Below are 26044 nucleotides of genomic sequence, written 5' to 3'. Positions count from 1 at the left end.
GGAGGCGCGATGCTATCGGCTGCGAGTTTTGCCGCTGCTTTGGCGGCGTTCCTGGTGCTGGCTGTTCTGACACTCACACTGTGGCGGGATCGGCCCGGCGCCCTGTCGGTGGTGGTGGCCTCGCTGCTGACTGCGGGGTGGGCGGCCGACTTGAGCAGTCTCCCGCTGCACGACGACGCCCGCGAGTTGATCCTTGCCAGCGGTAGCTGGGAGCTTATGCGGGCCGCGGGGTGGTTCGTGGTCTTGCTGGCGATCCTGCACCGCATGCACGGGCATACACAGCGTGGGAAGCGCACACTACGGCTTTGGGCCATCGTCCTGAGCGGTTTTCTGCTGCTGATGTTGGTCCCGGTTGTCGGGCCCGAACTCGGTTTGGATGGCGTTTACGGCCTGGCGCTATTGCTGATGACGATCGCCGGGTTGGTGTTGGTTGAGCAAGTCTACCGGAACACCCCGGAGCAGGAGCGCTGGGGGATCAAACTGCTCTGCTTGGGTGTAGGTGGGCTGTTCGCCTTCGACCTGTTCGTGCTCGCTGATCTGGTGCTCTTCCAGGCAGTGGAGGCGACCACCGCGCAGGCACGGGGCCTGATCAACGCCTTGGTCGTGCCGCTAGTGGCGGTCTCTCTGCGTCGCCAGCTCCCGCGGGGCCTGGCACCGACCGTTTCGAGGCACCTGGTCTTCCACACCGCAGCATTGACCGGCGCTGGCTTGTATCTGCTTGCGGTGGGGGCGGCTAGCTACCTCTTGCGCGAGTTCGGTGGTGACTGGGGTGCGTTGTTGCAGTCAGCGCTGCTCTTCGGGGCGGGGCTGCTCCTGGTTCTTGTGCTCTTTTCGGGGTCGTTCCAGGCGCGGTTGCGGGTACTCATCAATAAGCACTTCTTCAATTACAAGTATGACTACCACGACGAATGGCTGCGTTTTACCGCGACCCTCTCCAAGGAGCACGACGAACTGCCTTTTCGTCAGCGGGCTATTTACGCCGTCGCCGAGCTGGTAGACAGTCCCGGGGGGGTGCTTTGGGTTCAGAATCCCCAGGGTGATTACGACCTAGAGGGGGTGCTCAACCTCGGCGAGCCCAACCACCCCCCAGAGCCGCAGACGGGCTCGCTGGCGCAATACCTGTTCGAGAGTGGATGGGTGATCGATGTCGATGAATACCGGGATGACCCTGCCGCCTATCCCGAGCTGGCGTTGCCGGAGTGGTTGTTAGCGAATCCCCGCTATTGGCTGGTGGTGCCGCTGCTCCAAGGTTCGGAGTTGACCGGCTTCGTGGTCCTTGCCCAGCCGCGGGCCCCGCGGCCCATTGAGTGGGAGGATCGGGATTTGCTCAAGATCGCTGGGCGGCAGCTGGCGGTCTACGTGGCGCTGACGCAGGTGGGCGAGGCGCTGGCGGAGGCACGGCAGTTCGAGACCTTCCACCGCCTCGCCGCCTTCCTGGTGCACGATCTCAAGAACGTCTCCGGGCAATTATCGCTGGTGCTCGCCAACGCCGAGCGCCACCGCGACAACCCGGAGTTTCTCGAGAACGCCTTCCGAACCGTTGGCCACGCCCGTGAACGCCTCGATCGGACCCTGGCGCAACTGCGCAATGCCCAACCGGAGCAGGCGGCGCCGGCACAGCGGGTTGAGTTGGGGGCAGTTCTGCGCCAAGTCTTGCAGGCCTTGCACGGTGAGCCGCAGCCGGAGTTGACCGTGGAGCAGGAGGTCCAGGTGATTGCCGATCAGGAGCGGCTGGCCAATGTCGTTGCTCACCTGGTGCGGAACGCCCAGGACGCCACACCTGCGGATGGCTGGATTCGGCTCCGCCTCAGCCAGCGGGAAGAATGGGGCTATATTGTGATTGAGGACACCGGCCAGGGTATGGATGAGGCGTTCCTGCGCGAGCGGTTGTTCCGACCGTTCCAGACGACCAAAGGCAACGCCGGCATGGGTATCGGTGTGTATGAAGCCCGGGAGTACATTGCCAGTTTAGGGGGGCGCATCGAGGTCTCTAGCAGGCCCGGAGCCGGTACACGCTTTACGGTCCAGCTACTTGCTCGCGGCAGCGCGGAATCGTCGTTGGCCGCGGCGGGATGATGAGGGAGGCATAAAGACGTTGGGGCACGCGAACCACCTGCTGATCGTCGAGGATGACAAGGGGCTCCAGGAACAGCTGCGCTGGTGTTTCGACGGCTATGAGATCGTTCCGGCCTTCGACCGCGCGGAGGCTGTTGCTTTGGCGCGGCGTTACGAGCCCGAGCTCGTCCTGCTTGATCTCGGGCTCCCCCCGGATCCGGCCAATGCCAGCGAGGGGCTGGCGGCCCTGCAAGAGGTGCTCGCCGAGGCGCCCGAGAGCAAGGTGATCGTGGTCACCGGTAACGATGACCGGGAGAATGCGCTCAAGGCCGTCGCGCTCGGCGCCTACGACTTCTACGGGAAACCGGTGGATCCGGATACCCTGCGACTGCTAGTGGATCGAGCCGCACAGCTTTATAGCCTCGAGGCGGAGAACCGTCGTCTGGCACAACAATCGGCATCGCCGCTGGAGGGGTTCCTTAGCTCGGACCCGGGGGCGCTGCAGGTCTGCCGGATGGTCGAGCGCGTCGCCCCGGCGGATGCTACGGTCCTGCTGCGCGGGGAGAGCGGTACCGGCAAGGAGATCCTCGCCCGTGCGGTTCATCGGCTCAGTGGCCGCCGTGAGCAGCGTTTCGTTGCCATCAACTGCGCCGCGATCCCGGAGAATCTCCTCGAGAGTGAGCTCTTCGGGTATGAGAAGGGTGCTTTTACCGGGGCCAACCGCCAGACCATTGGCAAGATCGAATACGCCAGTGGCGGGACGCTGTTCCTCGACGAGATCGGCGACTTGCCCTTGAGTCTTCAGGCCAAGCTGCTTCGCTTTCTGCAAGAGCGGACCATCGAGCGCCTCGGGGGCCGGCAATCGATCGAGGTGGACGTGCGGGTGGTTTGTGCCACCCATCGCGATCTGGCGGAGATGATTCGCGACGGCGGCTTCCGCGAGGATCTTTTCTACCGCGTTGCCGAGATCGAGCTGACCATACCGCCGCTGCGCGAGCGTCCTGGTGACGCCGTTCTCGTGGCCCACGCCCTGCTCGATCGCTTCGCCCGCGAGCAGCGCCAGCCGCGTCGCCTGTTGACCCCGGAGGCTATCGACGCCATCGAGGCCTACCCGTGGCCCGGCAACGTGCGGGAGATGGAGAACGTCATCCGCCGGGCGGTGATTATGGCCGATGGCAAAAAGATTGCTGCGGAGGATCTCGCGCTGGAAGTACCGGAGGGTGGTGGCGAGGACCGGCTGCGCCTCAAGGATGCCCGGGAGCAGGCCGAGTACCAGGCGGTCGTCCGTGCGCTAAGCCGCTCGAATGGGAATATCGCGCAGGCCGCCGGTCTGCTGGGGATTACTCGGCCGACCTTGTACACCCTCATGGATAAATTCGCCCTGCGCTGACCGCTTGTAAGTGGGGTGAGTGGTCATCGCGTGTTCGTTGGAGCGCTGCCGGAAGGAAAAGAGGAGGGGGCATTTGCCCCCTCCTCAGGCCTGCCGCGCTGTCCGTTGACAGCTCAGCGGGGCCAGGCGACGTAACAGGGGGTCCCTGTTAGGCAGCCAGCTGCCCCGTCTCGTTTTGACGCCGGCGCAGGCTACCGGTGGCGGCGAGCGCGACCAGCACGAGCGACCCGCCCATGAGCATCAGTGTGCTCGGCTCGGGCACCTCGAACTCCATCGAGCCCCGCCGGCCCCCCGCGTAGTGGGTGTAGAGCTCGATATCGGGATCGGTGAAAGCGTTTTCATCGTCGTTAAGAACCGTGTTTCTCTGTATGGCACCGCCGGCCTCACCGAAAACCGAGAGCCCCATCTCCATCGCGAGTAGCTCTGCGAAAGACTCTCCACCCGCTATCGCCCAGAAATCTTCATCGGCGTCGGTAACGTCAAAGAAGAGGTCGAACTGGGTGGCGTCAATCCCCGTGAGGTTGCCGTCCTCGTCGGTTATGACCCTGGCGAGTGCATCGCCGTCTGTCAGCTCCATGGAAAGGACGTTCTCGCCGGTGCCAGCGGATTGCCACTCATCGCTGGTCGTGTCGAAATCTTCGCTGCTCCGAAGGGCGTCCGACCCGATTTGGCCGTCCCCGCCAAAGTAGAAATCGATGGTTCCGCTGTCGTAGTCCAGCTCGCCATCTTCACCGATAGTCCCGGTGATGTCGTCCCACCTCAAGGTCATATCCCGTTGACCAAGCCCTCGGAGTTCGTCGTCACCGATATCGAACGGATTGTAGGCGTCGATGCGTCCGAATCCGCGGTCCACGAAAGTCGATCCGACGTCGGGGATGTAAGTCCCACCCTGACCATCATCGTTCGGATCCTCGACCGGGATGCCCACCCCGCTGGTACCGAACTGCTGGGTGGCCGTTCGCAGTTCCCAGCCGAGGGAGTTGAGGGGTTCGGTCGGGCCCTCGTCGTAACCGTCGAACCCCGCCCCATCGGGGTCGACCGTAAAGTCCGTGCCGTGGGCGGGCGCGGCGACCAGGCCCAGCACCACCGCTGAGGATGCCGCGAGGCCTAGCATCGATTGCTTCTTCATTAGTTGGATCTTCATGGGTTGGGTCTCCTTCCTTCGTGTCCTTGGAGCGGTTACTGGAACCGGGGCCAAATGCGGCCTCGCCAGGACCGATGCATCGGGCGTGCCAGTGGTGGCAGGTGGTGAGCGAGGGCCGCGTGTGCGGCCCCTTGAGGGGGATGGCCCCGGGTGCGGGTGCCCTGCAGGCGGGCTTGGCCGGGGAGGGGCGTAAAGAAAGTCGACGGCGGTTCGGGCGCGGTTGCAGGGGCAATGGAGGGGACGGCTGCGCCACAGCCAGGTGCTGGGCCTTCGTCAGAGTGGTGCCGGCTGACCGGCGTGCGCCCGGTTGTCGCTGGGGGATCGGGCGGGGGCGCTGCCGCAGGGGGCGGCCCCAGCCGGGGACCTGTAAAGTCAAGTGAACGACCCGCTTGGGGTGGAGCACAGCCTAATCCGGGTGTCCGCCTTCGCTGGACCAGAAGAGCTGACGACTACCTGGATCAGGCCGTAACTCGGGCTAGGCCTTGGCGTGCCAGGCCCTGACTAAGCTGAAGCGGGCGTTCCGCTCTCGCCTCGCCGCCGGCGCAGGCCACCGGTGGTGGCGAGGGCGATCAGCACGAGCGACCCGCCCATGAGCACCAGCGTGCTCGGCTCGGGTACCTGGAAGTTCATTTTGCCTTCCCGGCCCCCGGCGTAGTGGGTGTAAAGCTCGACCTCGGAATCTTCTGCAACTGCAACACCGTTATCGCTGTACGCGTCCTCGTTGATGACCGTGCTTCTTTCTGTAGCGCCACCGGCCTCACCGAACGCCGTGATTAGTTGTAACCCGATGAGTTCTTCAAAGGCACGACCATCTGCGGTGGCCCAAAAGCCGTCCAGCGCATCAGTGACCTCAAAATCGAGGTCAAACTGGGTCGCTTCAATCCCCTGGAGGTTGCCGTCGTCGTCGAGCTCGAAACCACCCAGTGCGCTGCCGCCTGTCAGTTTCAACTCGAGGACTTTTTTGCCACTACCAGCCTGGTTCCAGATATCGTCGCCCGTGTGCCACGGCTCGGGGGTCTCCAGGTCTCGCAGCTCCTGATCGTCGTCTCCGGCAAAGAAGAACTCGATGGTCCCGCTGTCATAGATCAGAGACCGGCCATTACCTACCTCATCAACAGGCAGGTCATTATCGGCCTCGTCCAGTAGTTCCTGGGTCTCGAGCGCCTCGCCGGTCCGGCCTTTAATATTATTCCATCTGAGGGTCATGTCCCTTGCACCGATACTGCCCAGTTCCACATCCTCGCCGGTATCGAATGGGTTGTAGTCTTGGATGCGTCCGACGCCGCGGTCGATAAACGAAGACCCTCGATCCGGGACCCAGTTTTCGTTTTCGCTAGGCCCGAATTGCTGGGTTGCGGTTCGTAGTTCCCAGCTGAGCGAGTCAAGGGGGGCGGTTGCTCCCCCCTCGTAGCCATCAAAACCGTCGAATTCGCTGGGGTCGATGGTGAACTGAGTCGCATGGGCAGGCGTGGCGAGCACGCTGAGCATCACCGCCGAAGATGTCGCGAGACTTAGAATCGGTTGGGTCCTCATCGGTTGGGTCTCCTTTCCTTGGTTTCCTTGAAGTGGCTATTGACACTGAGCGCATGGGTGACGTTCGCCAGCGCGCTGATGCATCGGGCGTGCCAGTGGGGGTGCGCGGTGGGCGAGGGCGGCGCGTGCGGCCCGCAGATTTAGCCTGGTCTTCGGCGCCGGATGCCGGTGGGCGAGTGGGCAGCCATGGGTGTAAAGAAACTCAACGTCCGATCGCAGTCGTTGAGTGCCCCGGAGCCGATCAGCCGGGCGGGTATCACTGCAGGAAAAAACGCCTAGAGTTACGGGATAGGAGGTGGCCGGCCGCGTAGACCCCGGCTCGGTCGTTAGCTTGTGGCACACCCGGTCGGTGCGGCGCATAAAAGGAGGTGACTTGTGAGGAAAGGATCTGGGCTGAGAAGGGTACAGGGCGATCGGCCCCGCAATCCGTTGCTGGGGGCGGCGGCGTGGCCGCACGTCGCCGCCCTGGGGGTGTTCGCGCTTTGGATGGTTGGTTGTGAAGCGTGGCAAGGGTTGTCCGAAGAGGAGTATCTGGAGCGCGCGGCGGAGCAACTAGAGGCTGGGGAGTACCGTGCGGCGGTTCTTGACTATAGGAATGCCCTTCAAAAAGTAGAGACGCCCGAGACCCGCGGTCAGCTCGGGTTGGCGTACGCCGGCGATGGCGATACCGACGCAGCGATTAATCACCTCACCCGCGCGCTGGAGCAGGGGGCGGAGCCCAAGCGCTACGCCCCGACCCTCGCCCGCCTTTATCACGAGACAAGGCAACACGGCGAGCTGGTCGACTTCGAATACGAAGCGCTTGAGGGGGAGGCCAAGGCCCGGGTATTTGCCTACCGCGCAGTGGCGGCCTACCACCGGGGGGATGACGAAGCGGGTAGCGAGTTGTTGACGGCCGCGGTGAGCGAAGCAGCGGACCTTCCGGAGCTGGAGTTGGCAAAGGCCTTTGGTGCCCTCGTTGCCGGTGATCGGGCGCAAGCTGCGAGCCACCTGGAGGCCGCTGTGGCGCTCGATGAAGACTACTATCCGGCATGGACGCTTCGCGGCAGCCTGGCTGAGGTCGTTGGTGAAAGGCAGAGCGCACGGGAGGCCTTCGATCGAGCCGTCGATCTACGACCCGACTATGTGAGCGATCGTTTCTCGCGAGCGATGGTTCGGCTTCGCGAAGAAGACTTTGAAGGGGCCCGAGCTGACGCCGAGCAACTGGTCGAAGGGGCGCCGGGTTTTGCCGGCGGCTACTTCTTGATGGGGCTCGTAGAACTCGAGGGTGATTCCCCCGATGAAGCCCGAACGCAGTTCGAGGAAGCGCTGGCACGCCAACGGGAATATCGCCCGGCGCGCCCCTATCTCGCAGGGCTGGAGCTTGAGCGTGGGAACCTTGCCCAGGCCGAGCACCACCTGAATCGATACCACGCGAGTGGTCCGGGGTCTGTGACCAGCTACACCTTGCGGGCAAGGTTGTACATGGCGCAAGATCAGCCCGAGGAGGCGCGGGAGGTCCTCAGTGAGGCGCTCGCGGAACGGCCGGAATGGGTTTCTGAGCTGGGCGATCGGCTAGGTGCGCTCTATCTGGATACCGGCGATGTGGAGTCCGGTATCCAGACCCTGAGGCGTGTTTTGGACGCGCAACCCGATGCCCTGGAGACGCGCGAGGTGCTCGGAACGGCGCTGCTGCTGGCCGGAGACGAAGAGAAGGGCCTTGAGGAGTTAGAAGCCGTGGCGTCCGCTGATGGGGCCCTGCGTGCAGCGGATTTGACATTGGTGCAGGCTTATATCGAGGCTGGGCGTTTCGAGGCGGCGGCGGTCGCTGCTGAGCGGACCCAGGATAAGGCCCCGGAGGATCCCGTAGGATATAACCTCCGTGCCGCGGTCCTCCTGGGTCAAGGGGATCGCCCGGGGGCGCGGCGTGTGTTGCGAGAAGGGCTGGAGGCGGTTCCGGACAGTGCCGATCTGGCGATGAATCTTAGCAGCCTCGAGCGCGCCCGCGGTGAGGCCGAGGCGGGGATCGAAGTGCTTCGTGGGGTGCATCAAGCAGTACCCGATGAGCCGCGGGTGGCGATGCGGCTGGCTGAGTGGCTGATCCAGATGGATTCCGCAGCCGAGGGGCTGTCCGTGCTTGAGCAAACCCTGGAAGAACGTCCGGAGGATGCACAGTTTCTAGGCGAGGCCGCACGGATCTACGGCATGGCCGGTGAGGACCGAGAGGCGCGGAGGCTGCTCGAGCGCGCCACGGAGTTGGACCCGGATGCCGCCGACCTGCATTACCTGCTCGCGCTGGCGCGTGCGGCCGCGGGGGATGAGCAAGGGTCGGTGGAGGCCTTGGAGTCGGCGCTTTCGGCTGATCCCAGCCACTACTCGGCGGCCCATGCCCGGTCACGGCAGTTGGCTCGCCAGGGGCAAAGGGAGGAGGCTGAAGAGGTTTTCGCACCGGTGGCCGAAGCCAACCCGGATGCACCGGAGGTGCACGCCCATCAGGGTTGGTTGGCGTATCGCGATGGCCGGTTTGCGCGTGCGGCCGAGCATTATGGACACGCCCTCTCAGGTCGTATGGAGCGGTCCTGGGTGCTCGAGGGCTACACCGCCAAGCGCGCCGCAGATGACCTGGATGCCGGTATCGATCGTCTAAACGACTGGCTGAGCGCCAATCCGGCAGATGCGCAGATGCGCCATGTGCTGGGCTCTGCACTACTGGAAGCAGGTCGCGACGAGGATGCCATCCAGGTTTATACGCACCTGTTACAGCAGCGTGAGCAGGACCCGCTGGCCTTGAATAACCTGGCGTGGCTTCTGCGCGAGGACGCGCCGGACCAAGCGCTGGAATACGCCCGGCGCGCCTATGACCTGGCCCCGGGGGAGGCTGCCGTGCTGGACACCCTCGGCGTGGTGCTCCTTCGCAACGACCGGACGTCCGATGCGGTTGAGTATCTCGATCAGGCCGTGGCCCTTGCCGGCGGCGATCCGGACGTGCAACTCAATCTTGCCAGGGCGCTTCGTGCTGACGGTCAGGTGAGCCAAGCCCGTGATATCCTCGAGCAGTTGCTGGAGGCGCATGCGGACTTTTCGGGGCGCCAGGACGCAGAGGAAATGTTGACGAACCTCGGCGATTGAGTGCTTGAGAGCTTCTGGTGCACCAAAAAACAAGGAGGGGGAAAGTCCCCCTCCTTGTGCCTTTTCGTGTCGTATAAGGCGTAAGGCACCCGAGGTGCTTGCGGTGGACTACGAGGCCGCTAGTCCTCCGGACTCGCTTTGACGCCGACGAAAGCCACCGGTGGCGAGGGCGAGCAGGATCAGCGATCCCCCCATGAGCATCAGCGTGCTCGGCTCGGGCACCTGGAACTCCAGCGAACCGCGCCGAACGCCAGCGTAGTGGGTGTAGAGCGCGATATCGGCATCGGTGAAAGCGTTTTCATCGTCGTTAAGAACCGTGTTTCTCTGTGTGGCACCGCCGGCCTCACCGAACGCCGAAATCAGTTGCAACCCGATCAGTTCTTCAAAGGGGCGGCTATCGGTCAGAGCCCAGAAGCCCTCTCGTGCAAAAGTAATATCAAAGAAGAGGTCAAACTGGGTGGCGTCAATCGCCTCTAGATTGCCATCGTCGTCAGTAATGAGTCTGGCGAGTGCGTCCCCCCTACTCAGTTCCATCGAGAGGACGTGCTCGCCGGAGCCGGCGGCCTGCCACTCAGCACTGTTGGTATCGAAAGGATCGCTGCTCCGAAGATCCCCCGATCCAATGCCGTCCCCGCCAAAGTAGAAATCAATGGTCCCACTCTCGTAGCTTAGCTGCCCATCGGCACCGAGGGTGCCGGCGATGTTGTCCCATCTGAGGGTCATATCCCGCTGGCGGATGCCAGCGATTTGGTCATCCCCGATATCGTATGGATTGTAAGCGTCGATTCGCCCGAATCCGATATCCAAAAAGCGTGACCCCCCGTCCGGGAGCCAGTTTTCTCCGGAGCTGGTTCCGAACTGGGTCGTAGCCGTTCGAAGCTCCCAGCCAAGGGAATTAAGAGGGGCGGTGGGGCCGTCATCAAAACCGGCAAAGTCCCTCGGGTCAATGGTGAACTGGGCGGCGTAGGCGGGCGCTGATAGCATTCCAAGTACCAGCGCGGACGCGAAAAGGCCTAGCATGGGTTGGGTTTTCATCGTTGTCATTCTCCAGCCGTGATGTGCCTGTGCTTCGTTCGTTGGGGGCCATTAATCGAGCCATCTCGGGAGGCTGCGCCGATCTGGAGCGATCTGCCCTTGACCTTTTTAGTAGCACGATTGGGGCCACCCTATGGGGTAGACCCAGTGGGGGTGGAAAAGGCAAAAGGAAATAGCGGGTTAGGAGATCGACTGGTCGCGGCGGTGAGGCCGTTGTGAGCCTCGTTGTAAGGAAAAAAGACGCTGTTTTTGTAGGGGAGCTTGCGCAATTCCGATCAGTACAGGAGAGTAGGACGGATGTGGTTCGTGTGTCTCTGAATGGGGAGAGTCGTCTATGTCGGCCGTGGGCAGGATGTTACGGGCAAGTCCTTTTTCGGGGGTCTTGGGGGGCGTGATACTCCTGACCGCGGGGTTGGTGTCGCTGGTGGCGGCGAATGAGGAGCCAGCCGATGGCGAGGAGCTGGCCCAGTGGGTCTATGACCGCCCCGAAGGGGATGATGCCGTGCAACAGGGGCGTATGGTGCTCGATGGCCCCGGTCGCTCCGAGCGGGAGCGTTCGTTCTACGAGTACCGTCTACAGATTGACGATGAGGAGGTCTGGAACCTGGTCCGGTTCACGGCCCCATCGGATGTTGCCGATACGGCGATGCTCACACGGGACTATCCAGACGGCAGCACAGATCAATGGCTTTACCTGCCGGCACTGGACCGGGTTCGAAGGGTGGCCTCGGAGCGGATGGGCGGTCGCTTCGTGGACAGCGACTTCTTCTTTGAGGATTTGCGCGATCGTAAAGTCCGGCAGGACGAACACGAATACGTGGGTCGGGATGAGTTGGAGGGCCTTCCGGTTTTCCGCCTGGAGAGTCGCCCTGTCGAGGGCGACAACTCCGTGTATACCCTGCGCGATCAGTGGGTTCATGAAGAGTCGCTGGTTCCCCTGCGAATCGACTACTACCAGGGCGATGACGAGCCGGCGAAGCGATTAACGGTGCAGGCCTTGGAGCAGCACCAGGGCTACTGGACGGTTGTCGAGAGCACCATGGAAGACCTGGATAGTGGTCACCAAACTCGCTTCCTTGTCGAGCAGGTGGTCTATGACCAGGGGTTGCCGCAAGATCTCTTCTCCCGCGCGGCGTTGTCGGATCCGGGGGGCGAACGTGCCTACCGCCCTTGACCGGCCCATTCCGCGGTGTCGGACGCTGCTGGTGGTGCTAGGGCTCGGGTCGGCGTCCATCGGGGTTAATGGGGTGGCCTTGGCCTCAATAGGTGATCGTGGCGATGCGGCCGGTGACTCGGTGGAGCCGGTCCGGGGGGAGTTTGAGGCTTTGGAGCCGTCGCGGCGGCTCGCGGAAAACGGGGCCGAGGGCGACGGCGGTATACGCATCGGCGATCCGTCGCCGGAGGCCGTCGACGAGGACAAGCCACAACCGGAGGCATGGCTCCCGGAGGACTGGGCGTTCGGAGTCGAAAGTGTGCGTCTGGACGCGGGTTGGCTGCCGCGCAGTGCCTCTTACGCCGACCTGGTCTACCACGGGCACCTGCTAGGACGTGCGGACTGGCAACCCCGGGGCCCCTGGAGCGCTCGCGTGGAGAGCCGCGTGGACGGTCATTACCAGCGCGGGGGCCCACGTGTCGAGGAGATCGATGTCGACTACGGGGAGGTGTACCTCCGCTACCGGGGTCGCGGATGGCGTCTGACCGCTGGTGCGCAACAGGTGGTCTGGGGCCGGATCGATGAGGTCTCGCCGACCGACCGACTGAGCGTCGAGGACCTGTCACGCTTTGTCCTGGACGACCTCAGTGAGCGGCGTCGCGCCGCTCCCGCGGTTCGTGGGCAGCTCTTCACCAACGGTTGGGAGTTCGACGCCGTGGTGGTGCCGTGGTTCCGGGAGGCGGAAATGCCGGATCGCGATAGCGTCTGGCATCCGGTTGATCGCCAGCGTGGGCGTTTTCTGGGCCTGCCGTCGGAGCCCCAATTCCAGGATCTGGTGCGAGACGGGCGGTTTGTCGAAGAGACCGACGGCGAGGGCGGCGCCGGGCTTCGGGTCAGCCGAGGCGGACGTGGCTGGGACGCTGCTGCGACGTTCAAGCGTTTCCGGCATTCCGCGCCGTACTACGAGTTGAGCGATGAGGCACGCGGAGCCCTCGATGATCCGGAGGAGGCCGTGCAGGCCGGCGATTACACCTTTCGTGCGGTCCATCCGCGCAGTTATCTGGTCGGCGTGGACGGTGCAATCGACGCTGGCGGAGTCACCTACCGCGCCGAAGCGGTATGGCTCAGCGACGTGCCGGGGACCCGGCAGGAAGATTTCGTGCGCGAGGATTTCGAGGCCTTCAATTGGGGTGTGGGGGCCGAGGTGTTTCCAGGGGACGGGGATTTGCGAGTGAACGTGCAGCTGGTTGGCAGCCACTACCTTGATGCGCCGTCCCTACTGGAACGTGCCGATGAAGTCACCCTCAATGGCGAGATCGAGGGGCGGCCCTGGCAGCGGCGTCTCCGGGCGAGGCTTCGTTATGCGATCGGGCTCGATGAGCGGGACATCTACCTGAATCCGGAGGTGGCCTGGGTGGACTGGGAACCCCATGAACTCTACGTGTCGGCGCACTATTTCGAAGGTGCGGAAGAGACGGCCGGCGGGTTCCACCAGGATAACGACGTCATCATGACAGGCTGGAGGGGACGGTTTTGAGGCGTATGACTTTGCCGCGGTGGTTGGCGGCGACCTTGTTTGCGTTGCTGCTGCTGGCGCCAGGCCCGCTCGTGCTCAACCTGACCTTCGACAATGCGCCGGAGTCGTACTTTCCCAAGGAGGCACCGGCCGTCCTTTTCGACGCTTCGGTGCGCGAGGAGTTCCCGGAGGAGCAGGTCCTGGTCGGCCTGTTCGGCGGCGAGGAGATCTACGAGCCCGAGAATCTTAGCGCGCTCCATGAGCTTATCCAACACCTGGAGGAGAACCGGCAGGTCGAGCGAGTGCTGGGTGTAACGTCATTCGATCAGATTCGGGCCGTCGACGATGGCTTCACGGTCGAGAAGATCGTCCCCCCGGGCGCCATTCCAGAACGGAGCGGGAGTCAGTGGCAGGAGCACGTCCGGGCAGATCGTTTTGCACCGGGGTTGCTGGCTGCGCGGGATAGTTCGGCCCTGGCGATCATCGTGCGCCCGACTGAACTGGAAGACAGTCTGCAGCGGCTGGAGCTTGAGCGGGCCTTCCGCGAGGCGGTGGCCGAGGCCGGCCTGGATGAGCGGCTACAGGCGGTTGCCGGCCACGTCGCGCTGGATGTCTGGCAACTGCGCTCCATGCTGCGGGATAGCGCCGTCTTTATTCCGGCCACCACAGCGGTAGGCCTCGGACTGCTGTTCTGGATGTTCCGGCGATGGCTGGTGGTGGTTGCCGGAGGGGCGGCGATTGGTGCGGTCGTCTCGCCTGCGCTGGCGCTGATGGTGCTGCTGGGTCATCCGTATACCCTGGTGACGTCCATATTGCCACCGTTGCTGGCCGCGCTGACGGTGGCAATGCTGATGCACCTGTTCAACGCGCTGAGCCACGCGCATCGACGCGGCTACACCGAGGAAAGCGCGCTGGCCTATAGCTTGGAAAGGGTCTCTAGGCCGGCATTGTTTACCGCTCTGACAACGGCTGCGGGGCTGTTGTCGCTCACACTGAGTCCGATCCGTCCCATCGAGAGCCTGGGGTATACCGCAGCGTTCGGCGTACTCCTAGCCTACTGTGTCGTTATGGTGCTTTTGCCACCATTGCTCGCGCGTTTCGACCGCGGCAATTGGTCGCTGCCGCGCCGCGGGATCGGTGGCCTCGACGCGATCCTTAAGGCGGCTCGTGGATTCGCGCTGCGTCGGGCGGGCTGGATCGTCGCAGTCAGCGCGTTGGCGATTGCAGCGACGGCGCCGCTGATCACGAAGATCGAAGTCGAGAGTGATCTCTACGAGTTCTTCCCGGCGGGCCATCCCATCACCCAAGACACCCGCAAGGTCGAAGACGCGCTCTCCGGTGTGATGGTGGTGGAGGCGGTTTTCGACGCCGAGGCTATCGACGGGCTGCAGGATCCGGCTGCCTTGCAGGAGATTCGGGACTTCCAGCGCTGGGCCGAACAGCGGGAGGAGGTGGACTACGCCCTATCGATGGTGGATATGCTCGAGGAGATGCACTGGGCGTTCCACGACGAGGATCCGGAGTTCCGGACCCTGCCCGGTCGGCAAGATCTGATTGCCCAGTACCTGTTCGTATACGACGGGCGAGATCTCTACGACCTGGTCAATCGGGATTTCACGCGGGCCATCGTCCTGATGAACCTGAACGTCACCGGCGCTCGCGAAATCGGTCAGACTCTTGAGGCGTTTCGGGGGGAGCTTGACTCGAGCGTTGAGGTTCTGGATTGGGAGCTCTCCGGGATGGGGCGGCTCTTTGCCGAACAGGAAGAACTGCTCATAGAGGGGCAGCTTCGTAGCCTCATTGCCGTGGCCGTGATGATCTCGGTGTTGATGTTGGTCCTCTGGCGCTCGGCGGCGGCGGCTTCTGTGACCATGCTGACGAATCTATCTCCGTTGCTGGTCATCTTCATTGTCATGGGGGCCTTCGGCGTCTGGCTCGATATGGCGACGGCCATGGTGGCGAGTGTGGCAATCGGCATCGCGGTGGACGATACCATCCACACCTACCACGGGTTCCTCTTCTATCGGCGCAGAGGGAGCAGTGTCGTTGCTGCATTGGCCCGGGCGTTGCAGCATACGGGCCGGGCGGTAACGGCGACGACTATTGTCCTGTGTGCGCAGTTCCTGGTTCTGGCTGCTTCAGACTTCCAGCCAACCGCGGCCTTTGGTCTGCTTACGGCCATCGGTCTGGTCGCGGCACTGCTCTTCGACTTGCTCCTCATGCCGGCGATAGTCACGGTGCTTGCGAAGCGCTTTCCGAGGCTTAGTCTGGGGCGGGTATCCGCTTAGAGGGAATCAGGGGCAAAAGAAGGAGGGGCGCAGCGCACCAGCACAATGGATCATTGCCCGAGCAGGCGGCGCCTTGCCAGCCAAAGGCCCAGGCGTTGGACGGGGTGGGCGTTGCCGCCGGGCCGCCAAGTGCGCCGCACCCTCATCCGGTAGGCATCGAATTGCACCGCCCAAGGGGCCCAGTAGGTGGTACCTCGCTGGAGGAGCCATTTGAGGACCTCGGTGCCCATGACCCCGGCGCAGAGTTCACAGGCCATGGGGGTGGATGGCCCCGACTGCCCTTTGAGGTCAATGGCGGAGGGGTTGATCAAGGAAGCCGCGTGGAGTCCTGAAGGGGCAAGGCCCAGCATGAACCGCAAAGCCTTTTCGTCCTCTTCGAGTTCCGGGTCGAGCTGGAAATAGCGCTCGAAGGAGATCCCGCCGGGGTGGAACGCCAGGAACGCGACGCTCATGCCCAGCGGCGCTGCGGTGAAGGCAGGGATATGGCGAGTGGCCGCCTGCCGAAAGACCAGCTGCCGTATATCGTAGACAAAGAAGTCGAGGCCATCGACGTAGACGTCAGCGCCATCAAGGAACCGATCCACATTGCCTGCGTCAATCCCGTTCGGGAATCGCTCGATCTCCAGCTCTGGGTTGATGTCGAGCGCTTTTTCGCAGAGCACATCGACTTTTGGCCGACCCAGCGCGCTGATGGTTGCGCCGGCCTGGCGGTTCATGTTGTGCAGTTCAAAGACGTCGTAATCCGCGACGGCAAAGCGTCCGATGCCAAGCCGCGCTAGGGTCAGTAGGTGGCTCCCTCCCACACCCCCTAGCCCTGCGATAGCCACAGTGGCTTTGCGAAGCGTGTCCTGCTCCTGCTCGGTGATCCACCCGAGTGTTCTCTTGAATGCGGTCTGGTATTCGAAGAGGGCCATGTCAGCTTACCTTGTTGTCCGGCCTACGGCCACACGAGTGCTCGTTTGAATGGCTCCGAAGCCGCTCAAGCCAGACCGTCAAGCCTGGTGCAAGCTGGTTTTCCCCCATCCGATAGAGTGGTCTCAGCAGCGGGGAGGCAACGGTCTCCACAACGAATTTTTCCAGTGAGTTGTAGTATGCTGCGCGCTCCTCGCCATGGTATTCCATGACATCGCCAATCTGCTGGAAGCGTATCCCTTCCCGGGTAAGTAGACGAGCCAGACGTGGTTCCATTACCGCGAAGATGTGATCTCGTCCCAGCCGTCCACAGGTGTATGCGACGGCGGAGAACAGGCTGGAACCAAGGAGCGGGAAGGTCCTTAGGTGTGCAAGGCGCTGGTCCTCGGGCAGGTCAAGCCAGTCAACGGCACCCATTCGTGTCTGCTTTTCGCCGGGGCGTTTGCGGAAGTCGGTGTGGATAGCAAGGCGGGATACTTCACAAACCGAATCGCGTCGGAGATTCTTTGGGTGCCGCCCCGAGTCTAATCGACCATTTGTGTACAGGGTTTCGGTGCAGTCCACCTCCATTTGAAGCCTTTCAGGCTCAGACGGTTCCATTCCGGGTAGGATAATCCGGAAGCACCCGGCCAAGCGGCCGGTCTGAGTGTGCCGTACGGTACAAATTAACGCGCTCTCGTCGAAGTCATCCTGCTCTTGCCCATCCGGGTGGTCCGACGGGTCTTCGTAGCCGTATTCCATGCAGTAGACATCGTAGCGGAGCTGGAACGCCTCCCTGCGCTGTTCCGGTGTCAGCGCTACTTGATACTCGAAATAGGCTTGGAATTGATTCACTAGCTCGTTTCGATCCATGGGTTTTGGTTCTCTTGTTGGCCTGGCGGGAGTCGATGTAATCCATGCTGTCGTCCTTATATCGCCTTTTTGGGTTCCGGCATTCCCTTCGTCTGCAGGCAGCCGTTCGGAACCATGTCAGAAAGTCTATTAGGATGTTGGTAGGCGTGGAGGGTTTCAGTTTTACTTGATGGGGCTAATTTCTGTTTTATGAGTTTCTTTTCCCACCGCGCTAACCCCCGAGCAAAGCCATTTACGTCCATCGCGTACGGTATGCGGCGGCCGCGGTGATAGCAAGGCGAACCAGCCTGCTCGAAGGGTAAATGGTTACGGGTTAGATGTCGGGCCAGCGCCGGTCGAGCGAGGAAGTATAGCCGTGATATCCCACACCCCCTGGCGTGGTGCTGTGCAGCACGGCAGAGGATAAACAGCGGGAGGGTGTCGTGGCCTGAAGGCACTTCATGGATAGCGAGTCGCGAGAGCTCGCCACTATATTCATTCGTGAATTCATTGCTGTTCAGGTCGGAGATGTTCTCGATCGGAAGAGGTTTGTTTCCGCCTTTTATTAGACGAATCGTGCCCACGTTTCGATTCGTCTGGGATCCCGGTGGTGTGTATTTTAGAAGCAGGTGGAGCGCGTGACTGTCGTGGTCGTCACGTTCATATCCATCCGGGAAAAGGCTTGAAGATTCATATTGCTTCTTTTCGCAATAAACCATGTATCGTAACTGGAAATGGGCGCACCGCGCCTGATCTTCGGTCGCCAGGATGACCTTGTAGCGGGAGTAGGGGGATGACATCGCGAACTCCAATTGTCCTCATCCTCATGACGTTTGGGGTTGAACGTGAATCGGACCGATGAATATGCTACAGCATCGTCACGGCAGCGTGGTGGGTCATTTAAGGTAAAAACGATATTATCGGTGGGGTAAAGGACTCGCGCTCGCGACGAGTCTCGGAGCGATGGCCGGTGTTCTCGCGAGGTCTCCTTTATGCGCAGAACAGGATGCCACAGCCATGATCGGAAACCCGCGCCACCTGACCGTTTATCGGCTGGTCGCGAGATCGCAGCGTCAGGTGAACCTCATCGCTTGGTTGAAGCATTAAATGTAGGGTAATTAGGGCTCCGGACTTTGAGATATTGTGGATCCGACACGTGATCTTGGTACGGGCGGCTTCGATGCCTGCTTCGGCGGTTAGGCGGTGTCGCGGGGCGGCCCGTCGGTCCAGGGGGTTGTTACGGGGGTGGCCGCGCCACGCAGGGCGTGAGTGGACCTCGGGGAAGCGTTCCAGGGCCATTGCGCGGTGCTTCGGATCGGCCGACTGGATGTAGATCCGTGCCTGCGCCTGGCTGGCGACCGGCTCATCGGCCGCAAGGCGATCGATCGCGGTCGCCAGGAAAAACGCGACCAGGCGGCGGTAGAGCATGGGGTCGGGGGTGTCGTCCGCCAACTGCCCAAGGATCTGCTCCAGCATGTCGGCACGCACCTCCCAGGAGCGCTTCGCCAGTACCGGGAGCCAGAAATCGGCCAACTCCTCTGCCAGGTCGAGGGCGTTCACGTTAAGTTCTCCGAGGGTCGTGGATGTTCTCCGAGGTTCATGGATGTTCGTGGTTATGCGTCCAGGGCAACGGCGATCTTACGAATGCCTATTGCCGGGGGCCGGTCTGCATGTGCCGTGCCAAGCGGTCGTCGTCATCCCCTTCAGCCCCTGTGTGCAAGTGTCCCGGCAAAGCCTCGCGTTTTCCGTGCAAAGCTTGCGTCAATAACGCTGACACCGGGTGTTGTCCTGGTTTTGTAAAGGGTTACGAACCGAACTTGCGGACTCGTAGGACACTGCTAGCCTTGCCCCAGAGTGGTTCCGGCACGAAAGCTGGGGGAGTCAGATACCCATGGGGCAGATGGAGCAGGTCGTCCAGGAAGTGCTGCACCAACTGCGAGCGACCTGGCGTCGACGGTGGTGGATCCTTCCCATCGCTTGGCTGGTCTGTATACCCGGGTGGGCGTACATCCACGCCCTCCCCGACACCTACGAGGCGTCGAGCGAGGTCTACGTCGATACGGATTCGGTGCTCGGTCCACTGCTCGGCGGCATGACGGTGCGACCGGACGCTGAGCAGCGGATGAACATGATTACCAGCACGCTGCTGAGCCGGGATAACCTGCGTGAGATCGCGCGGCAGGCGGACCTCGACATTCTCCTCGGCTACGACGACATCGACCGCGCCGTCGATAGCCTGCAGGACATCGATCTGCGCGGGGGTGACGAAAGTGGGGCTGGGGACAATATCTATACGATCAGTTTTTCCGATGAGGACCCGGAGGTGGCCTATCGCGTGGTGCGTCAGACCGGTGACCTCTTCATGGAGCGGGGCCTCGGTGACCCGCGGACGGATCTGACGGCCTCGCGCGATTTTATCGAGAATCAGCTCGACCGTTACGGCACTCGGCTGCGGGCGAAGGAAGAGCAGCTTGAGGATTTTCGCCGTGAGCACTCGGAGGTTCTGTTGGCCGGCGGCGATTTTTATAGCCGCTTGCGGGCCGAGCGTGAGCGGTTAGCTGAGGCGGAGTTGGAGTTTGAGCAGGCTCAAAGCCATTATGAGAGCCTCATCGCACAGCTTGAGGGCGATGGCGATCACCCCGGATTAGTGCAGCCTCCGGAGTTCGAGAATCCGGAGCTAGACGCTCGCATCAGTAACCTGGAATCCGAGCTTGATGAGCTGCGCCGCCAGTATACCGATCAGCATCCGGACGTGGCGCATACGCAGCGCGTCCTTGAGGATCTGCGCGAGGAGCGGGAGGAGCAGGCGGTGGAGTTCAGCGAGAGCCTGATGGCCTCCCCGGTAGATCGCGTTGGTCTAGGTCAGCCCGATCATCCGCTGCAGCTGGAGTTGGCCGAATCGGAAAGCCGTGTGGCCTCGCTGGAGACTCGGGTTGAGGAGCAGCGCCTGCGGGTCCAGGAACTTGAGGCGGTCTCCGACGACGTGCCGGAGATCGAGTCGGAATACAGTCGGCTCACACGGGACTACGAAGTCCTGCAGAACAGCTACTCTGAGTTACGGGATCGGCTTGAGCAGGCTGTGCTGACCGGCGAAGTGGAGTCAGGCGCGGACTCGGTGGACTTTCGCGTCCTGCAGCCACCGGAGCAGCCAAGTGAGGCGGCAGCGCCGAACCGCCCCCTGCTGGGCAGCGCGGTTCTGGTCCTGGGGCTGGGGGCCGGCACGGGATTCGCCTTCCTGCTGGCCCAGATTCGCGGCACGGTGGCCGCGCCCGGCCAGCTCGGCGAGCTCACCGGGCGGCCCGTCATGGGGCAGATCTCGCGGGTGCGAACGCCGGCCCACCGGCGCCGCAGGCGCATGGAGATGCTCGTCTTCTTCAGCGCAACCGGAGCCTTGTTGGTTGCCTATGGGGTGGTGGTTGGGGTCTTTTTTGCCTAGTCGGACGAGGGGCGTATGAGCATTATCGAGCGGGCGCTGGAGAAGCGCCGAGGCAACCAGGCACCCGGTGCACAAGCGCAAGGTTCGGTCCAGGGGGCCGGACAACAGGAGGCCGATCCGGCGGGCGAGACGACCCAGACGGAATATGCGCAGGCCAGGCCCTCCACGCCGCAGTTCGGACGCGCGCCGCGCACCGTCGAACGACCGGCCGACGTCCGGATTGATTACGGGTGGTTGCGCCATCAGGGGATCCAGGTTCCAGGAGAGGCGCGCAGCGGGCTTGAAGAGGAGTTCCGCTTGATGAAGCGCCCGCTGCTCGATAACGCCTTCGGGCGCCATGGCATGCCGGTAGTGGATAAAGGGCGGTTGATCATGGTGACCAGTGCCGTCCCCGGGGAGGGTAAGACCTTCTCCACGATCAACCTCGCGCTGAGCATCGCCATGGAGGTGGATCGCACGGTTCTGGTCGTCGATGCCGACGTGGCACGTCCGAGCGTCCCGCGAACACTTGGATTCGCGGCCGACAGGGGGCTCATGGACCTGTTGACCGACTCTGATCTTCGTCTGCCGGACGTGCTCCTGCGCACCGATATCCCTGATCTCAGTGTGTTGCCAGCCGGACGTCCCCACGGTCGTTCGACGGAGTTACTGGCCAGTCAGGGTATGACCGATCTGCTGGAGGAGATCCACGAGCGCTACCCGGATCGGGTGATCCTCTTCGATTCCCCCCCGCTGCTCTCGACCAGTGAACCGAGTGTGCTGGCCCGGGAGATGGGGCAGGTGCTCCTCGTGATCGAGGCTGAGGGTACGGCGCAAACGGCGGTGATGCGGGCCGCGGAGCTGCTGGAGGGGTGCGACGTGGTGCTGACCATGCTCAACAAAGCGACCGGTCATGGAGGGCTGGGATACAGCGGTTACGGCTACGGCTACGGTTACGGTTACGGTAAATACGGTGGGGAGCCCCGGAGCAGCGCCGCCAAGGAAGCGGATGGCCGTGTCGCCGAGGGTAGCTAGGGCGCGGGCGCTGCCGGGCGCCGCGGCCGCCTTGGGGCTTCTGCTGATTTCCGGGGCCAGTATCGCTTCGACACAGTGGACCTTCACCCCGCGCATGACCGTTGGTCAGGAGTGGACCGACAACGCCGATTTTTCCCCGCGGGGTGCAGAGGAGAGTGACCTGGTTACGCTCTTGCGGCCGAGCTTGACCCTGAGTGGAGAGGGCGCGCGTGCCGAACTCGACCTCAATTACTCGTGGGACAACCGGCTTTACTGGCGCGATAGCGACCGGGACCGAAGTACCCACAATCTGCGCGGAAGTGGCAACGCCGAGTTGGTGCGGGAGTCGATCTTCGTGGAGGGCTCCATCCGCCGCAGTGTGCGGGCGGAATCGATCTTCGATCCGGTAACCGCGCGGGATCAGCAGGAGACGACCCGCTACCGCATCAGCCCTTACTGGGTGTGGCGGCAGGGTCGCTTCTCGGAGCAAGAGGTGCGTTACGTCTTCGACGAGGCCCGTTACCACCGATCGGATCGCCAGCCGCAACAGGTGCATCGCGCCCAATACCAGCTGGATAGCGGCCCGCAGTTCGGTCGCACCTTCTGGCAGTTCCGCTCCGAACGCAACTGGGATCGCTTCGACGATCCGGAGCGCGCCGAGATTGATCGTTTCTCCAACCAGGCCACCTTGGGGTACCGGTTCGGCCGGTCGTTGCGCCTGAGCCTATCCGGATCGGATGGCTGGATTCGGGTCGAGGATCGGCGCCGCGACACCCAGAGCTGGCGGGTCAACGCCGACTGGGACATCACCCGGAATACGCAGATATCTGGGAGTTACGGCCAGTTCAAGGACCAGATCGACGACACGGATCAGACGAATCGCCGAGATCAGCGATCGTTGGGCTTGGTCCACCAGGCGCCGCGCTCCACCTGGCGGCTCTCCTACGCCGAGGGGCGGACGGACGGCTTGGGACGCGCCCTTGATCCCGAGGCAACCGAGTTTGATCGGCTTCTGGCCGAGTTCGGCTTTCTCGACGCGGATGACTTGCTCGTCGATGAGGACCGAATCACCTTTGCCGAGACCTGGCGTGGCAGCTGGGACTATACCACCGGCCCCCACAGCTTCCGGTTGGAGTTCATCCAGAGGGACAGCGACGAGGAGTTTGGGATTGGTGACGACCGGTTCGAGGACGCGGTGGAGCGCGAGCGCCGCGTCGTTGGGCGGTGGGGCTGGTCCTTCGGAGCGCGGACGGATGCCACGCTGCGGGGGGTCTACCGCTGGATCGAGGGGCGAGATGTCGACGATCAGGAGCGCGAGAGCGAGGAGTACCGTCTTTCCTTGGGTCTTTCGCGCAGCCTGGGGCGGCGGACCTCGGGCGATTTGGATCTGATCCACCGGCAGCGCGTCGAGGGGCGTGAGGACCTCGCTTTGGACGAGCGCCGTCGCGAGAACCGCATCAGTGCCCGCCTGACCATGGAATTCTAAGCCGCCTATGTATGAAGACTTCTACGGCCTGCGCGACAAGCCATTCGCGCTGAGCCCCGATCCACGTTTCTTCTACGCCAGCAAAGGCCACCGCCGGGCGATGGCCTACCTGGAGTATGGGGTGCAGCAGGGCGAGGGCTTTATCGTCATCACCGGAGAGGTCGGTGCCGGTAAGACGACCATGGCGCGGAGTCTACTCAGCGGCATCGTTGATCGCCCGCTGCTCGCGGCCCACCTGGTCAGCACCCGACTGAGCGCGGATAACCTGCTGCGGCTGGTCTGTCTCGCCTTCGGGATCGAGAACCCACCGCAGAACAAGGCCGATCAGTTGCGGGAGTTGGAGCGATTTCTTGTTCGGATTCGATCCCGTGGCCAGCGTGCGCTGCTCGTAGTGGACGAGGCGCAGAACCTCAACGATGAAGCCGTCGAGGAGTTGCGCATGCTCTCGAACTTTCAGGGCGACGAGGGTGGCCCACTGCTGCAGAGCTTTCTGTTGGGTCAGCCGGAGTTTCGGCGACTCCTGCGCAGTGAGCATATGCAGCAGTTGCGTCAGCGGGTGATCGCCACCTATCACCTCGGCCCGATGGATGCTGAAGATACCCGGGCCTACATCGAGCACCGGCTCGCCCAGGTGGGTTGGGAGGCGGATCCGAGCTTCTCAGAGGGGGCGTGGCAGCGGATCTACGACTACACTCAGGGAACCCCGAGGCGGATCAATACGCTCTGCGACCGGTTGCTTCTGATGGGGTACTTGGAGGAGTGCCACGAGTTTACTGTCCGTGAGGTGCAGTCGGTTATCGACGAGGTGGAGGCCGATCTGGGCGAGGCGGATAACGGGGATGCAGCCCCGAGTTCTCCTTCGGAGCAGGATCCGGAAAACGCCCGGGAGGGGCTCGGTACCGACCGACAAACTCTAGAGCAGCGGCTGCAGCGGATCGAGCGTTACCTCGGTTTCACCTATAAGCGGGTACAGCAGCTGGTCAATGTTCAGCGTGAAGACCAGGAACGGCTGAATCAGCGCTTGGAGCGGGTTGAGCGTTATCTGATTTCCGGCTACCGCCTGACGCGTCAGGTGAGTGGCTCGCTCAAGCGGGCACTGGAGGTAAACCGCGGGGAACCGTGACTGCCGCGTGGGGATGACGGGGGCGGAAAGGCCCCAAAGGGGGATGGGCCATGGAGGAGCGCAGCTGGGCGCGGTGCAATGCGCTGACAGTGGATGTCGAGGATTACTTTCAAGTCCTGGCCATGGCGCCGTATGTGGGGCGGGACGCATGGGAGCGCTGGCCTTGTCGCATCGAGGCAAGCATGGATCGGCTTCTGCAGATCTGTGCCGACCGCTGTGTTTGCGGCACGTTCTTTACCCTCGGCTGGGTGGCGAAGCGCTATCCGCAGGTTGTCCGCCGCATCGTGGCTGCCGGTCACGAGTTGGCGAGCCACGGATACGGGCATGAGCGCGTCTGGGAGATCGGGCCGCGCGCATTCCGCGAGGATTTGATCCGGGCTAAGGGGCTGTTGGAAGACACCGGCGGGGTGCCGGTGGTCGGTTATCGGGCGCCGGCCTTTTCCATCGGGCCGCGAACGCCCTGGGCGCGAGAGATCCTGCAGGAGACCGGTCACCGCTACAGCTCAAGCGTCTACCCGGTCCGGCATGACCACTACGGCACCCCTGAGGCACCACGACACGCCCATCGTCCGGATGGGCAAGGCGGCCTCCTAGAGTTGCCCCCGGCGACGCTTCGGCTCCTTGGTCGGAATCTTCCGGCGGGTGGCGGCGGCTATTTTCGACTTCTGCCCTACCGGGTCTCGTGGGCAGCTCTGCGCTGGATCGCCCAAGCGGAGGGGCAGCCGGCGGTGTTCTATATTCACCCCTGGGAGCTCGATCCCGAGCAGCCGCGGGTCCCGGGCATCGATCTCCGCACCCGCGTTCGTCACTACGTGAACCTGCATCGCACGGAGCAGCGGCTCAGTCGGTTGCTCCAGGATCTGGACTGGGATCGGATCGATCGCGTCTTTGCGCCGGAGTTGGCCGGTGTCAGCGACTGGCAGGCCGGGCAGGCGGTTTCAGCCCAGGCATTCTGAAAGTTAGCCGCTTTGGAGCGCCAGCAGACAGGGAGAAGCGGTACAGGAATGGATCTACGCGTAGCGAGACTGGAAGCGGCGGACGAGGCCCGCTGGGACGCTTTCGTTCAGCAGTCGCCGGAGGCCACCTTTTTCCACCGCAGCGGCTGGGCGCGGGTCCTGCGCGAGGCGTTCGGTCACGTAACGGAGTATCTCTACGCCGAGCGTGACGGGGTGATCGTGGGGGTGCTTCCGCTGGCACGCAGCAAGAGCTGGTTGTTCAGCGATGCCCTGATTTCCACCCCCTTCTGCGTCTATGGCGGGGTGGTCGCTGCCGATGAATCGGCGCGGAAGGCGCTCGACCATGCGGCTCAGGAGCGTGCCCGGGCGCTGGGTGTAGAGTTTCTGGAGTATCGCCACCGCGCGCCGGTGCATACGGAGTGGCCGCGCCAGGATGCGTTGTACGCCACCTTCCGGAAATCCCTGGCGGCTGACGAGGACGCGAACTTCCAAGCCATCCCGCGCAAGCAGCGGCGAATGGTGCGCCAGGGGATCAAGGCCGGTTTGGAAGCGACCTGGGAGGCCGATCTCGACCGCTTTCACGACCTCTATGCGCGAAGTGTCCACCGTCTGGGTACGCCGGTCTTTCCACGCTGTTACTTCCACCTACTGGCGGAGACCTTCGGTGACGACTGCCGCGTACTGATGGTGTCCCACGACGGGAAGCCGGTTACGAGTGTCCTGACGTTCTATTTCCGGGATGAGATTCTGCCCTATTACGGCGGCGGATTGCCTGCGGCGCGCGAGGTGGCGGGCTACGATTTCCTCTACTGGGAGTTGATGCGCCGGGGGTGTGAGGAGGGGTACCGGCTGTTTGATTTCGGGCGGAGCAAGAAGGGGACCGGTGCCTACCACTTCAAGCGCAACTGGGGGTTCGAGCCGCAGCCGCTGGCCTACGAATACCAGCTCTACAAGCGCAGCACGATCCCCGAGCACAATCCGCTCAATCCGCGGTACCGGCAAGCAATCCGCATCTGGCAGCGGTTGCCGCTTTCGGTGGTGAATCGATTGGGACCCATCGTGGTCCGGGGTCTGGGGTAGGAGGG

The 26044-nt window shown here is 63.0% G+C and carries 19 protein-coding genes; 12 read left to right on the top strand and 7 right to left on the bottom strand.

Annotated elements, in window-relative coordinates; all coding sequences use genetic code 11:
- The first annotated feature begins 9 nt into the window (after nt 1-9).
- A complete protein-coding gene (gene prsK, locus HHAL_RS07750) occupies nt 10-2076 on the top strand; it encodes an XrtA/PEP-CTERM system histidine kinase PrsK (RefSeq protein ID WP_011814323.1) in 2067 nt (688 codons plus the stop codon).
- A gap of 19 nt (nt 2077-2095) precedes the next feature.
- Entirely contained in the window at nt 2096-3445 is a 1350-nt protein-coding gene (prsR, locus tag HHAL_RS07745; RefSeq protein WP_011814322.1) for a PEP-CTERM-box response regulator transcription factor, read from the top strand.
- Nucleotides 3446-3593: 148 nt separating this feature from the next.
- On the opposite strand, the gene HHAL_RS07740 is transcribed toward prsR, so the two are convergent.
- Nucleotides 3594-4589, bottom strand: a complete 996-nt coding sequence (locus HHAL_RS07740; RefSeq protein WP_011814321.1) for a PEP-CTERM sorting domain-containing protein — start codon at nt 4587-4589, stop codon at nt 3594-3596.
- 501 nt (nt 4590-5090) lie between these two features.
- Complete coding sequence (locus HHAL_RS07735; RefSeq protein WP_011814320.1) at nt 5091-6122, bottom strand: PEP-CTERM sorting domain-containing protein; 1032 nt, start codon at nt 6120-6122, stop codon at nt 5091-5093.
- Nucleotides 6123-6497: 375 nt separating this feature from the next.
- Here HHAL_RS07735 and HHAL_RS07730 point away from each other — a divergent pair, with 375 nt between their 5' ends.
- A complete protein-coding gene (locus tag HHAL_RS07730) occupies nt 6498-9230 on the top strand; it encodes a tetratricopeptide repeat protein (protein WP_144446118.1) in 2733 nt (910 codons plus the stop codon).
- A 108-nt stretch (nt 9231-9338) separates the two neighbouring features.
- Here HHAL_RS07730 and HHAL_RS07725 read toward each other — a convergent pair whose 3' ends face one another.
- Nucleotides 9339-10265 (bottom strand): PEP-CTERM sorting domain-containing protein, encoded by a 927-nt coding sequence (locus HHAL_RS07725; protein WP_011814318.1) that lies wholly within the window; start codon nt 10263-10265, stop codon nt 9339-9341.
- 352 nt (nt 10266-10617) lie between these two features.
- Here HHAL_RS07725 and HHAL_RS07720 point away from each other — a divergent pair, with 352 nt between their 5' ends.
- The 3 genes from HHAL_RS07720 (at nt 10618) to HHAL_RS07710 (ending at nt 15222) form a co-directional block, all read left to right on the top strand.
- Nucleotides 10618-11439, top strand: coding sequence for an outer membrane lipoprotein-sorting protein (locus HHAL_RS07720; RefSeq protein ID WP_011814317.1), 822 nt, complete (start codon nt 10618-10620; stop codon nt 11437-11439).
- Nucleotides 11440-11518: 79 nt separating this feature from the next.
- On the top strand, nt 11519-12955 hold the full coding sequence (locus tag HHAL_RS07715) for a DUF1302 family protein (protein ID WP_144446117.1): 1437 nt from the start codon (nt 11519-11521) through the stop codon (nt 12953-12955).
- 5 nt (nt 12956-12960) lie between these two features.
- The gene (locus tag HHAL_RS07710) at nt 12961-15222 is read left to right on the top strand and encodes an efflux RND transporter permease subunit (protein WP_041595106.1); all 2262 of its coding nucleotides are present in this window, start codon (nt 12961-12963) and stop codon (nt 15220-15222) included.
- 50 nt (nt 15223-15272) lie between these two features.
- Here HHAL_RS07710 and HHAL_RS07705 read toward each other — a convergent pair whose 3' ends face one another.
- From HHAL_RS07705 to HHAL_RS12660, 4 genes are all read right to left on the bottom strand, one after another.
- On the bottom strand, nt 15273-16136 hold the full coding sequence (locus HHAL_RS07705; RefSeq protein WP_011814314.1) for a ThiF family adenylyltransferase: 864 nt from the start codon (nt 16134-16136) through the stop codon (nt 15273-15275).
- Nucleotide 16137: 1 nt separating this feature from the next.
- The gene (locus HHAL_RS07700; RefSeq protein WP_011814313.1) at nt 16138-16986 is read right to left on the bottom strand and encodes a PEP-CTERM/exosortase system-associated acyltransferase; all 849 of its coding nucleotides are present in this window, start codon (nt 16984-16986) and stop codon (nt 16138-16140) included.
- Nucleotides 16987-17042: 56 nt separating this feature from the next.
- Nucleotides 17043-17777: a GNAT family N-acyltransferase gene (locus tag HHAL_RS13055; protein WP_011814312.1), complete on the bottom strand. Its 735-nt coding sequence runs from the start codon at nt 17775-17777 to the stop codon at nt 17043-17045.
- Between the two features lie 178 nt (nt 17778-17955).
- Nucleotides 17956-18525: a PilZ domain-containing protein gene (locus HHAL_RS12660; RefSeq protein WP_011814311.1), complete on the bottom strand. Its 570-nt coding sequence runs from the start codon at nt 18523-18525 to the stop codon at nt 17956-17958.
- A 340-nt stretch (nt 18526-18865) separates the two neighbouring features.
- On the opposite strand from HHAL_RS12660, the gene HHAL_RS07690 reads away from it, so the two are divergent.
- Genes HHAL_RS07690 through HHAL_RS07665 form a run of 6 tightly spaced genes read left to right on the top strand, consistent with a single transcriptional unit; the run spans nt 18866 to nt 26039 of the window.
- Nucleotides 18866-20401 (top strand): XrtA system polysaccharide chain length determinant, encoded by a 1536-nt coding sequence (locus tag HHAL_RS07690; protein WP_041595533.1) that lies wholly within the window; start codon nt 18866-18868, stop codon nt 20399-20401.
- 15 nt (nt 20402-20416) lie between these two features.
- Nucleotides 20417-21415, top strand: coding sequence for an XrtA-associated tyrosine autokinase (locus HHAL_RS07685; RefSeq protein WP_011814309.1), 999 nt, complete (start codon nt 20417-20419; stop codon nt 21413-21415).
- Nucleotides 21390-22880, top strand: a complete 1491-nt coding sequence (locus HHAL_RS12655) for a TIGR03016 family PEP-CTERM system-associated outer membrane protein (RefSeq protein WP_011814308.1) — start codon at nt 21390-21392, stop codon at nt 22878-22880. Before HHAL_RS07685 ends, HHAL_RS12655 begins: the two co-directional genes overlap by 26 nt.
- Before the next feature lie 7 nt (nt 22881-22887).
- The gene (locus tag HHAL_RS07675; RefSeq protein WP_011814307.1) at nt 22888-24003 is read left to right on the top strand and encodes an XrtA/PEP-CTERM system-associated ATPase; all 1116 of its coding nucleotides are present in this window, start codon (nt 22888-22890) and stop codon (nt 24001-24003) included.
- A 50-nt stretch (nt 24004-24053) separates the two neighbouring features.
- Entirely contained in the window at nt 24054-24959 is a 906-nt protein-coding gene (locus tag HHAL_RS07670) for an XrtA system polysaccharide deacetylase (protein WP_011814306.1), read from the top strand.
- 48 nt (nt 24960-25007) lie between these two features.
- Nucleotides 25008-26039 carry a FemAB family XrtA/PEP-CTERM system-associated protein gene (locus HHAL_RS07665; protein ID WP_011814305.1) on the top strand — a complete coding sequence of 344 codons (1032 nt, stop codon included), beginning with the start codon at nt 25008-25010 and terminating at the stop codon, nt 26037-26039.
- Nucleotides 26040-26044: the final 5 nt, after the last annotated feature.

The sequence above is a fragment of the Halorhodospira halophila SL1 genome, assembly GCF_000015585.1.
GTDB lineage: Bacteria > Pseudomonadota > Gammaproteobacteria > Nitrococcales > Halorhodospiraceae > Halorhodospira > Halorhodospira halophila.
This window is presented reverse-complemented; position numbering and strand designations above follow the sequence as displayed.